The organism is Flammeovirga pacifica (assembly GCF_000807855.2).
Classification (GTDB): domain Bacteria; phylum Bacteroidota; class Bacteroidia; order Cytophagales; family Flammeovirgaceae; genus Flammeovirga; species Flammeovirga pacifica.
In genome coordinates this window covers 1,454,899-1,467,427 of record NZ_JRYR02000001.1, presented here as the reverse complement: position 1 = coordinate 1,467,427, position 12,529 = coordinate 1,454,899, and the positions used below count along the sequence as shown (strand labels likewise).

The 12,529-nt window shown below is 32.2% G+C and carries 10 protein-coding genes; 8 read left to right on the top strand and 2 right to left on the bottom strand.

The window, feature by feature from the left end:
- Position 1: 1 nt before the first annotated feature.
- Positions 2-514, top strand: a complete 513-nt coding sequence (locus tag NH26_RS05895) for an acyl-CoA thioesterase (protein WP_044219053.1) — start codon at positions 2-4, stop codon at positions 512-514.
- Between the two features lie 59 nt (positions 515-573).
- Here the strand turns inward: NH26_RS05895 and NH26_RS05890 are convergent, their stop codons facing one another.
- Complete coding sequence (locus tag NH26_RS05890) at positions 574-2,991, bottom strand: ATP-binding protein (RefSeq protein ID WP_158021894.1); 2,418 nt, start codon at positions 2,989-2,991, stop codon at positions 574-576.
- 243 nt (positions 2,992-3,234) lie between these two features.
- Between NH26_RS05890 and NH26_RS05885 the strand changes: the two genes are divergently transcribed.
- The 5 genes from NH26_RS05885 to NH26_RS05865 all read left to right on the top strand — a co-directional run bounded on the left by NH26_RS05885 (position 3,235) and on the right by NH26_RS05865 (position 8,044).
- Entirely contained in the window at positions 3,235-3,828 is a 594-nt protein-coding gene (locus NH26_RS05885; RefSeq protein WP_044219057.1) for a HupE/UreJ family protein, read from the top strand.
- Positions 3,829-3,830: 2 nt separating this feature from the next.
- Positions 3,831-4,313, top strand: coding sequence for a hypothetical protein (locus NH26_RS05880; protein WP_044219060.1), 483 nt, complete (start codon positions 3,831-3,833; stop codon positions 4,311-4,313).
- A gap of 170 nt (positions 4,314-4,483) precedes the next feature.
- The gene (locus tag NH26_RS05875; RefSeq protein WP_044219063.1) at positions 4,484-5,704 is read left to right on the top strand and encodes a PAS domain-containing sensor histidine kinase; all 1,221 of its coding nucleotides are present in this window, start codon (positions 4,484-4,486) and stop codon (positions 5,702-5,704) included.
- Positions 5,705-5,784: 80 nt separating this feature from the next.
- Positions 5,785-7,146, top strand: coding sequence for an MATE family efflux transporter (locus tag NH26_RS05870; protein WP_044219066.1), 1,362 nt, complete (start codon positions 5,785-5,787; stop codon positions 7,144-7,146).
- The gene (locus tag NH26_RS05865; protein WP_044219069.1) at positions 7,133-8,044 is read left to right on the top strand and encodes a hypothetical protein; all 912 of its coding nucleotides are present in this window, start codon (positions 7,133-7,135) and stop codon (positions 8,042-8,044) included. Before NH26_RS05870 ends, NH26_RS05865 begins: the two co-directional genes overlap by 14 nt.
- Here the strand turns inward: NH26_RS05865 and NH26_RS05860 are convergent.
- Complete coding sequence (locus tag NH26_RS05860; RefSeq protein WP_044219072.1) at positions 8,041-8,946, bottom strand: cation diffusion facilitator family transporter; 906 nt, start codon at positions 8,944-8,946, stop codon at positions 8,041-8,043. The genes NH26_RS05865 and NH26_RS05860 overlap by 4 nt on opposite strands.
- Before the next feature lie 365 nt (positions 8,947-9,311).
- Between NH26_RS05860 and NH26_RS05855 the strand changes: the two genes are divergently transcribed.
- Entirely contained in the window at positions 9,312-10,142 is an 831-nt protein-coding gene (locus tag NH26_RS05855; protein WP_044219075.1) for a formate/nitrite transporter family protein, read from the top strand.
- A gap of 113 nt (positions 10,143-10,255) precedes the next feature.
- Complete coding sequence (pflB, locus tag NH26_RS05850) at positions 10,256-12,523, top strand: formate C-acetyltransferase (protein WP_044219077.1); 2,268 nt, start codon at positions 10,256-10,258, stop codon at positions 12,521-12,523.
- The last annotated feature ends 6 nt before the right edge of the window (positions 12,524-12,529 follow it).

Below are 12,529 nucleotides of genomic sequence, written 5' to 3'. Positions count from 1 at the left end.
AATGCCATTTTACCACGATAACCAAAAAAGCTATCCACAAGAAACTGAATCTAGGGTAATCATTAGATTTCAGGATTGTGACCCTTTTCGCCATTTGAATAATGCAAAATACTTTGATTACTTTTTCAATGCTAGAGAAGATAGGGTGCCTCAATTATATGGGTATAATATTGCAGACGTTTATAAAGAATTTGGTACAGGTTGGGTAATATACAACCATCAAATTTCTTATTTAAGACCAGCAGCTGTAGGGGAGTGGGTACGTATAAAGTCAAGTATTATAAATGTAGATGAAAACTCTATCACCGTAGAATATTATATGTTAGATGATGCTAAGAAGTCATTAAAAACAGTTCTATGGTCTACAATGAAATATATTGACCCGAGATCAGGTAAAAGTACTGATCATCAGCCAGAGGTATTGGATTACCTTAAAACAATACAAAATAACTCTGTTGATATATCGAAAGTAACTTTCGAAGAGCGTATTAAACAGTTAAAAGAAAGTTTATAGCTTGATAAAAAACTTGATGAATAATTTATTTTCATCAAGTTTTTTTTATGTATGATATTTTATAAATAAGGTAAAAATACACTAAACGTACTACCTTCACCCACTTCACTTTGACATTCGACCTCACCACCCATTTCTTCAATATATTTTTTTACGATGGATAGCCCTAGTCCAGTAGACTTTTCACCACCAGTCGGTTTAGGAGTTAACTTTTGATATTTCTTGAATAATTTCTTTTGATCTATATCAGATATACCAGGCCCTTGGTCAATAATTCTTATTTGAATAAAATCAGGTGTTTTTTCAATACTTGTAACAACACTTGTACCTTTTGGAGAGAATTTGATGGCATTCGATACCAAATTTTCAATTACTTGAAGACAATGTTGTTCATTCACTTCAACTAAACCATCAGACTGTATATCTAGACCAAGTTTTATGTTTTTTCTTTCTGCATAAGTTTCAAAATCATTGATCACACTTTGAACAATTTCTGATGCAGAAATGATATCTTTTGCTGCTTGTTGAGTGGCTTGTTCCTCTTTGTTTGCAGAAGCCCTAGCGTCTAAGATTTCTTCTATCATATTGTTCATACGATGCATGGCCTTTAACGACCCTTCAATGCACATTTTTTCATCTTCGTCAAATTTATCCTCATTGGCATTTAACATAGATAGAAGAGTAATAGAACTAGCTAAAGGGTTACGTAAATCGTGAGCTACAATACCTAATAAATGGTTCTTTTCAGCATTAGCGGTTTGCAGTTCATGATTTTTTTCTTCAATCAATTCCTTTTGCTCCATAATATGGATATTGGCTTCCATTAATTTTAACTGCTTCTCTTCTTTTACATGGAAGGTACTAGCATTCTGTAAAGCAATACGAATAAAGATCGCTATGTTTCTTACTAAGTTTAATTTATAGCTATCAAAAGCATTGGCTTCAAATGATTGAATTGTGAAAACACCTATTGGTTTTTTATTTTTCTCTATTAACGGAATGTAAATAATAGATTCAGCATTATTACCAGCAATAGGTTTTAATACTTCCTTTACATAGTTTCTATGGTCTGTACTGAATTTTTGAATGAAAATTTCTTTCTTTTGATCAAAGCACATGACTGCTAATCTCATTTTCTCATTCATATCATAAGCTTTATTTTTGAGGAGTTCATCCCCCTCAAAAACATAAGGAAATTTAAGTTGGTTATCTTTTTCATCATACAGCCCAATACCAAAAATAGGGGTGCCTACTAGCTCATTAATTTCTTGATATGCGATTTTGATAATATCATTTACAGATAACTTAGCTGTAAGATTTTTTCCAATCTGACTTAATGTTTCAAGATCTTTATAGGCATTCTTTAATGATTTAGCTTGTTCTTCAATTTCTTGATTTTGATGCCCTAATTTCTGATTAGATCTCTTTACTAAATTATTAAAGTGAAATAACATTACTAAAAATAGTAACGTCACAGATAGAGAAACTACTAAGATATTTCGAATAGTATTTTGTTGAGAAATCTCAAGTTCTTTTTGAGTTAATCTCAATAATCGAATTTCAGATTCTACAGTTAATAAACCAATTTCTCTTTGTTGATTTCTAAGAGTATCAATTAAGCTACTATTACTATCAGATGAAATATCCCAAATCAAATCGGTGATTTTATCACCCAAATATTTACGAATTAAATCATTGATATATGGTTTGAAGGTAGGAGAGTTGTAAAACTCAGAAAGTGGAGTTTTCCAAGTTGACTTCAATGGTAATATAACTGCTAGTCCTTGATTTTCTGTTTGATAAAAAAGTTGACGTTGTAGGTGTAATCCTTTAGAAAGTGCATAAGCATAATTTGATAAATTAGTGTAACCCCAATGTTCATTAGAATTGGCGATTTCATTAATTAAATCTTCTACATTATTTACGTATGAATATTCTAAAGCATGAAGTTTTTCATTTTTTAATTTCACCAAATTTCTTTCGAAAGTAGAGTTTTTGATGGTTACCGCTTGTAACGATTGCATTGCGGTATTAAAATTCTCTTTTTTCTGAAATATATTGACTTCTTCTGATGAAATGATGATTTCTATATCAGGCATGTAAGGAGGTAAGAAGTCAATTTGATCCTTTCTGCTGTCTGTGAGGGTGATTCCGGACATACCAAAGACCCCATCATTTTCATTCGAAATAGTATTATAAAGTTGATCCCATGTATCTACAGCTTCCCATTTAATATCAATAACAGCTTTAAGTTCTTTGCGCTTTTCTTTAATCATTTCAGAAAACATCTCATACTCAATGCCTCCCATACTTCCATTGGCTAAGGAATAAATGAATGGTTTGTTTTGGATATAGTATACTGTAATGCTCCCTTTGTGTTCCTTTTTGATTTTATCCCAAGAATCTTGACTGTAACTATTCGTGGTAAGCAGTAACACAAAAATGCTGAAAGTAAAAAGTCTAAATAAAAACGTCATGAAAACTATATTGAATGGTTTAGAAGTATCAAAAATATTCATTTCTAACATATAATAATAGTCTAAAGAAGAATAAACTTTATTTTGAGTGAAATGATTTTGATATCCTTACTTGATTAAGGTCAAAAAAGGAAAGATTATTGTTAATAATAAATATTGAAAAATCATATTAAAAGATATTGGGATTTTATAGTAAATTTCTAATATACCTTTGTATAAACTTATATAAACTAATAATATCAAATGTCAGATTTTTGGCTATACTTACAACTTGGAATAGAACATATTACAGATATTCAAGGGCATGATCATATTTTGTTCATATTAGCCTTGATAGCTACATTTAGTACTAAAGAACTAAAATACATTGTTTGGTTAGTAACTGGGTTTACTTTAGGACATTCTATTACTTTAGCCTTATCCACTTTAGATCTTATTCCATTTGATCCTGCTTTAATAGAAACACTAATTCCGATTACAATTTTAATTGTATGTATTTCAAATTTATTTAATACAAAAGATCAAAAAAATCAACCACATTATCTTCATAGAAATATACCATTCAAAAGGTACTTTTTTGAAGCTACTATCTTTGGTTTAATACACGGAATGGGTTTTTCTAATTATTTGAAAACTTTGTTGGGTAGTCAAGAATCAATTTGGGAACCATTATTAGCCTTTAATATCGGTTTAGAGTTAGGTCAATTAGCAATTGTAGCCTTAGTAATGTTAGTAAATGCAATTGTTATGGGCTTTACCGCTTGTACTCAACGTGATTGGAATATCTTTATAACAGGTGGAGCATTTATATCTGCATTAATCATTTTATTTGGATAAAAATGAAAGGAAAGAAGAAAGTTAGTAAGCCAATCGCTTTATATCCTAAAACCCCCGCATTTTTTGCCTTAGGTATTTTCTTATTAATCACAACCACATTAACGGTTGGGTCGTTAAGGTGGATGTCATTTGCAGGTGTTACTTGGTACAATACGTTATTATTAATACTATTTTCATTAATTACTTTAATGATGTTAGTTAGAGTGATGTTTGCCTATAAAAAAGTAACTATAGATCAAGGTGAGATGACTGAAAGTTACCCATTAAGATTAGGAAGTAAACAGAAGGTGAAAATAAAAGAACAACTACTTGCTTGGGAGGAAAACCAAAGAGTGATAGGGAAATCAACTTTTAATGTACTTACTGTATATTTTAAAACCACAACTCCAATTCGTGTTACCGATAGAGAAATGACTAATTACGAAATGGCTAAAAAGTATTTTAATCAGCATTATTCCATGTTTGATAAGTCGAAAATGAAATAATTTGACGTGAAATTATTAACTTCATTAAGGTTGATAATTTACTTTAAATGATTCAGAAACTATATATTTTATTCAAACCCAAATCCTTACTCTTAGTTCTTAGTGTTGGCATTATATGTTATTTATCTACTAATGATCTATTAAAAATAGCATTATGTACTTTAACATTTATGTGTCTTGTTTGGGAAATAATACTCAAGAACAAAAAGACGATTGAAAGAGAAAAAAACAAAACAACCTCTCCAATAAGTTCTCTTGCTCAATTCATTGTTAATACCCCTAATGAGTTAAAATTTAAGCAAGAGAAATTTAGGACAATCTTTGATAAATCATCTGATGCTTATTTTATACTTGATTCTAAATTTAGGATTAATGTATATAATGAGAAAGTAAATACTTTTTTTGGGAAATTACGAGAGGTGAACTTCTTAGATTGGGTAGAAAGAAATTCTCCTATAGAACAGCCTAAAGGAATGAACTCATTAAGTCTTTTCAAAGACATGAAAAGCAGTGTTGATAAACAAGGAGAATTAAGATTTGAATGGGAATTTATGAGTATTGATGGTGAAGAGTTTCCTACTGAAATTAGTATGATTATGTTACCCCTCTCAAATAACTATCTCTACTTTATGATTATTAGGAATGTGTTTAACCAAAAGCGTATTGAATTTGAATTACGAAAAAACCTTGAGAGGGAGAAAGAATTAAATGAAATGAGGTCGAAATTTATCTCAATGGCCTCTCATGAATTTAAAACCCCATTAGCTACAATATTAACCAATTTGGATTTATTGGAATTGAAATTACAGAAACAGGGAGCATCTCTCCAAGATTTACAAATTGATAAATACATTTCAAGAATGGAAAATGAGTCTCACCGTTTAAATATTTTAATGGATGAGGTATTGCAGTTGGGTAAAATTGAAGCAGGTAAAACACCCTTTTATCCTGAATATGTAGATGTAGAATTGTTTCTTACTTCCTATTTGCAAGAGTATAATGATCGAACCTCTAATGATAGAGAGGTAAAATTAAATTTTGATTTATCTACTTCACATTTTTGGTTAGATATGGATTTAATTTCTCATGTTTTTGATAACTTAATTTCAAATGCACTAAAATATTCTAGTAAGGATGTGATTATTAATATAAATGTAAGAAGAGAGTCTTTTCTGTTTGAAATAATTGATAAAGGTATTGGAATTCCTCTTAATGAATTCTCCCATTTATTCGAATCTTTTTTTAGAGCAAGTAACACAGATCATATTCAAGGTACAGGTTTAGGTTTAGTGATTGCCAAAGAATTTGTAGAAATTCATGGGGGTGTCATTGTATGTGAATCAGAAGAAAATATAGGTTCAACATTTAGAGTTGCAATACCAGCAAAATAAAAAGCGAGAAGTTATAGTTTCAAAGTATCTTTAATTAACTTCATTGTAAATTGATATATCCAAAATTCTAAATGTAAAAAATGGCCAAACAAACTAATTTGGGGAAAGAGACAATACCAAGACTATTAGTTAAAATGTCTGTACCTGCTGCTGCAGGAATGATGGTGATGGTTATTTATCAAATGGCTGATACATTTTTTATAGGACGTTGGGTAGGAACTTTAGGCCTTGCGGGTATCTCTGTTGTCTCACCATTAATATTAATGATTCAATCTATTGGTATGGCAATTGGAATGGGAGGGGCGTCGTTAATCTCAATTTCGTTAGGAGCTAAAAATATAAAAGGAGCCAATAATGTATTAGGTAATCAGATAATAGTTGGAGGTACTTTAACTGTTTTAGCAGTTATTGTGGGCTTTTTTTTTGAAAAAGAACTGTTGCTTTTTTTTGGAGCAAATGGAGATATTTATCCTTATGCTGAATCATACTTTAATATAGTATTATGGGGCATGCCTTTTTTAACTTGGTCCATGATAGTAAACAATGCTGTAAGATCGGAAGGTCATGCAAAGACAGCAATGTTTGCAATGGTAGTACCAAGTATCTGTAATATCATTCTAGACCCTATTTTTATTATAACTTTTGATATGGGAATGGAAGGTGCTGCATATGCAACTCTTATTTCCTATTTGATTGGTTTCTTATTTCTAGTGTTTTTCTTTATTAAAGGTAATACTCATTTAAGTTTATCCATTACCTATTTAAAATACAAGAAAAAGATTGTAAAAGAGATCTTAGGGTTAGGCTCAGCCTCTTTTGCTAGGCAAGCTGCATCAAGTATCATTGCAATAATATTAAATCATATATTATTTAATTACGGAGGAGAAGTAAGTGTAGCAGTATATGGTGTGGTGAGTAGATTATTCTTGTTAGCTACTTTTCCAATCATAGGATTAGGTCAAGGTATTTTAACTATCTGTAGTTTTAATTATGGTGCGGCCAAATATCATAGAGTAAAAGAGACCGTAATAAATGGAATAAAGTACGGTGTAGTAATTAATAGTATAATCACTGTTTTGTTATTCTTTTTTGATGAACCCCTGACAGGTTTATTTACAAAAGATCAAGAATTAATAAAAGAAAGTATTCCAGCAATGTGGGGAGTAATGGCTGCTTTACCTTTTATAACAGTAGGTATTATATCGAGTATGTATGCTCAAGCATTAGCAAAAGCTAGAGATGCATTGATGCTTACTTTAATGCGACAATTATTTTTTAGAATTCCGTTTGTGTATATATTCTCCTATTTTTGGGGAATTAATGGCACCTGGTTTTCCTTCTTTTTTTCAGATCTAGTATCTATTAGTTTAGCAGGCGTATATTTGAGACGAGAACTTCAAAAATTAACCAAAAAAATAAAATCATCTGATGAGCAACCTTAAAGAAAAAATTGTACACGAGGTAAAGAAAACATTTTTAGTTACCACTTACTTTGCCATTGGCTTAAATTTATTAGTGATACTCGCAGTGCTAATATCTGACAAAATCGATTTTAAATGGGGCTATATAGGTGCAGCTACATTTTCTGCTGCTTTAACAGGTAAGGTTGTAGTTATTTTAGAGTCTGTAGGTATAGATTTAAAACTGAATAGAACTAAACTATTGAATATAGTTTGGTTAAAATCCTTACTGTATACTGCTGTTATCTTTATAACAATCTTAATCGAAGATATTATTAAAGGGATGGTATCGGATGATTTAACCTTTAGTGAAGTTATAAAACATATCATTCATTCTTTTGAATCTGACTTTTTCTTAGGCAGGGCAATATATATGATCGTCCTTTTCGGTCTGTATCATTTTATTTTTGAGGTCGATAAATTTTTAGGGGCAACAGATTTATTTGATATGGTGTTTTCTAGATTTTATCACCCAAAACAAAAAGAATTTGTTGTAATGCATATTCGATGGGATTATAGTTTAGATAATGAAGTAGATCAGCTAAAAAAGGTTCAAGAGCTTTCATATAAGATCAACCAAGAATTATTTAAGCATAAAGGAAATGTAGATAAGTACGAATTAAATGGAATGTATTGTGTTTGGGAGAATACAAAAACAGAAAAATTTGAAACAAAGGCAGAACAGTTTTTCAAATCATTAGAGAAACTGGATGGCAAGGATAGCATCGTCAATATCAGAGGAGCTATAACTACGGGTACAATTGATTTGGCTGAAGTTGGTGGATTTTTGAAAAAAGAAATATTAAGGGTAGGTGACGCTTTCCATAAAGTGGCGATCGCATCTGAAAAAACGGCTGGAGTACCTCTTCGAAAAGTTTAGTCTTTAAGAAGATCACAGTTTTCATCTTCCCATTCTATTTCTATAGTAATGTGTCTAATTTCATCTTTTTGGATAATATTCCGTATTTCCTTTTTAATATGAGCAGCTTGGTTTTTGTTTACATTGTGATCAAGAACCAAGTGCAAACTCATAATATTAAACTCTCCATCTAATGACCATAAATGTAAATCATGTATGTTGAATACACCTTTTAATGATTTTATTCTCTCCTTTATTTTATTGGGGTCAATATTGGAGGGTGTTGCTTGAAGAAAGATAGGAAGAATTTTAAAAAGGTTTTTTACAGCATTATATAGTATATATATAGCTATCCCTGTAGATAATATCGGATCAATAATAGGCCAATTGAAAAAATAGATGACTATTGCTCCAATTAATACAGCTATCCAACCTAGTGTATCTTCAAGCATATGGAGCATCATTACTCTTTGATTCGCTGAATTTTTATTTTTCATTAATTTGATAACAGCAGCACCATTGACAAGCACACCTAAAATTCCAAAAACTACCATCCCTTTTGCATCCACTTCTTCAGGGGCAAATATTCTAGGTATACTTTTAATAAGCATAATGATAGAACCCGTTGTCAAAACAATTACATTAATGATAGCCGCTAAAGTTGAATACCTTCTATAGCCATAAGTGTAGGTATTGTTTTCTTTTTTATTTGAATACTTTTCAAAGAAATATCCGAGACCAATAGCAATAGTATCTCCTAAATCATGAATCGCATCTGATAGGATAGCAACTGAATTAGTTAAGGTGCCTCCAATAAATTCTAGAATGGTAAATATTAGATTGAGAAAAAATGCCCATCCAATATTAGAAGTACTATCATCATGTTGCCCGTGTGTATGATGATGATTGTGATGATGTCCCATAATGGTATTAGCTTTATACTTTATCAAATACTTTATATCAAATAAAGATAATCAAATAATAGGATATTATAAACGTGTACAAAATACGTTATAAGCAAAGCGAATTTTCGCAAATTGAGGCATTACGCTAAGTGAGAATTTTCATTTCTAAATGATTCGTAATGAGTGAAAAACAACATGAATTTTAAAAACTATTTCAAAAAAAATATCGTTAGTAAATCGTGGGTAAAAGACTGTAATAGTGAGCTTTATGATATGTAAATTATTGTAAAAGTGAAATTGATGACGGTCGTCACCAAAACAGATTTTAGGCCACTTCATATTTGTAACAACCAAGAGAGGTAAATCTCATAATAAATTTAAGCATGGGTTATTCATCACCAAAAGATATTTTAAGTAACATCAGAAATGGTGCTTTACAAAAAGGCGGAATGTCCGTTCAACAACTATTAGTATTTGGCTTTTTAGGCGGTGCATATGTTGCATTTGGTTTCTTACTAGCCATCGTAGTTGGAGGAGGGATGCCAGGTATTGCAGCAGAAAACCCAGGATTAGCAAAGTTTGCTATGGGAGCTGTTTTCCCAGTAGGTCTAATTCTGTGTATTATAGCAGGTGCTGAATTATTTACTTCGAGTACAGCAGTAATGACTGTTTCAGTACTGTCTAGAGATCAAAAAATTTCTAAGCTAGGTAAAGTATGGGTGTTTGGTTACTTAGGTAACTTCATTGGTTCTCTGTTTGTAGCTTATTTTATTACTACACTAACAGGAGTGGTTGATGGACAAGTATTTCATGATGCATTATTAAATGTAGCTCATCATAAAGTAGGGAATCCATTTTATAAAACATTCTTTAAAGCAGTAGGAGCCAATTGGTTGGTATGTTTAGCCGCTTGGCAAGCTTATGCTGCTAAAGATGTTATGGGTAAAGTCATTGGAATATGGTTTCCAGTAATGACATTCGTAACTTTTGGTTTTGAACACTGTATTGCAAATATGTATGTAATACCTGCAGCCATCTTTAATGGAGCAGATATAGCATGGTCAGATTTTATCATTACAAACTTAATTCCTGCAACGTTAGGTAACATTGCTGGTGGAGCCTTCTTTGTCGGAACTATCTACTGGTGGATGTTTGTAAAACCAGATGCAGATAAACAAGAAAAACAAATCGAGGAAGAGTTGATTAAACAATAACAATAATCATATTTTAACACCGATTTATTTAATAAATTCAAATACATTAATCTAATTGTGAAAAATTACCGTTAGTGTTGATGTAGATTGTAAAGAAAAACAAAAAAAATAACATGGAAAACGCTGTAAAAACATCTCAGTTCAAAGGTACTGCTTGGCAGAACGAAGTTAATGTATATGACTTTGTGATCAATAATGTAACACCATTTTACGGAGATTCTTCATTTTTAGCTGAAGCGACTGAAGCAACAAAAAAACTTTGGGACATCTGCTTAGCAGGAATGAAAGAGGAGAGAGAAAATGACGGTTGCCGTGACATCGATACGGATACAATCTCAACTGTTACTTCTCATAATCCTGGTTATATCAACCAAGAATTAGAAACAATTGTTGGTTTACAAACTGATGAGTTGCTTAAAAGAGCAATGAAACCTTTCGGGGGATACAGAGTAGTTAAAAACGCTGTAGAAGAAAAAGGTAAAACAGTTAACCCAGCGGTAGAAAATGTATTCAACTATGCTAAAGATCACAACAACCAAGTGTTCTCTGCATATGATAAAGAAATTAGAACTTACCGTTCATTAGGTATCCTTACTGGTCTTCCTGATAATTATGCACGTGGTCGTATAATTGGTGACTACCGTCGTTTAGCTTTATATGGTACTGATTTCTTAATCGCTCAAAAGCAAAATGATCACGCAGCTATCGAAGGTGGTTTAATCACTGGATCAGGTGCTGATATTGCGGAGCAAATTCAATTAAGAGAGGAAATTAGTTCTCAAGTTTCAGCATTAAAAGATATTGCTACAATGGCAGCATCTTATGGATGTGATGTAACTCGTCCTGCTAAAAACTCAAAAGAAGCTGTTCAAGCGGTATACTTCGCTTATCTTGCTGCTGTAAAAGAACAAGATGGTGCTGCAATGTCTCTTGGTAATGTTTCTTCTTTCTTGGACATTTATATTGAAAAAGATCTTGAAACTGGTGCTATTACTGAAGTAGAAGCACAAGAATATATCGACCACTTCGTAATGAAGTTACGTATGGTTCGTCACCTACGTCCTGGTGCTTATGATGAAATCTTTGGTGGTGACCCAACTTGGATTACTGAAGCAATTGGTGGTCAGTACTCTGATGGTCGTACTAAAGTAACTAAGTCATCATTCAGATTCTTACAAACACTTTATAACTTAGGAGCATCTCCAGAGCCAAACTTAACTGTACTTTGGTCTAACGATCTTCCTGAAGGTTTCAAAAACTTCTGTTCTCAAGTATCAATCGATACTTCATCAATCCAATATGAGAATGATGACTTGATGAGACCAAATAGAGGTTCTGATGATTACGGTATCGCATGTTGTGTATCTTACCAACATATTGGTAAGCGTATTCAATTCTTCGGTGCTCGTACAAACTTGCCAAAAGCATTATTAATGGCAATCAACGCTGGTCATGATGAGAACAAAAATGTTCTTGTTGCTGATGATATTGATGCAATGACTGGTGATGAGTACTTGGATTACGACAAAGTAATGACGCAATTCAAGAAAACAATGAAAGACGTTGCTCGTGTTTATGTAAAAACAATGAATATCATTCATTACATGCATGACAAGCACTATTATGAAAAAGCACAATTCGCATTCTTGGATTCTAACCCAGGTATCGATATGGCTTATGGTGCAGCAGGTATTTCAATTATTGCCGATTCATTATCAGCAATTAAAAATGCTAAAGTGAAACCTATTCGTGACGAAAACGGTTTAGCTGTAGATTTCGAAATCGAAGGTGACTTCCCTAAATATGGTAACGACATCGACGAGGTAGATGATATCGCTAAAGAAATCACTCATATTTTCTTCACTGAGTTAGCGAAGCATAAAACTTACCGTAACGCAGTTCCAACAATGTCATTATTGACAATTACTTCGAACGTAATGTATGGTAAGAAAACTGGTGCTACTCCTGACGGTCGTAAGGCTGGTGAGCCATTCGCTCCAGGTGCTAACCCAATGCACGGTCGTGATACTAATGGTGCAATTGCTTCATTAAACTCTGTGGCTAAGTTAGATTATGACGATGCTCAAGATGGTATTTCAAATACTTTCTCAATCGTTCCTAAATCTCTTGGTTCTGATCGTGATACTCAAGTGAACAACTTAGTAGCAATGATGGACGGTTACTTTGCTGAAGAAGGCGGTATGGCTCATCACTTGAACGTAAACGTGTTGAATAGAGAAACACTAATGGATGCTTACGAAAATCCTGAGAACTACCCTCAGTTGACAATCCGTGTATCGGGTTACGCTGTGAACTTCATCAGATTATCAAGAGCTCACCAATTAGAGGTGATTCAAAGAACATTCCATGAGTCTATGTAATTCATA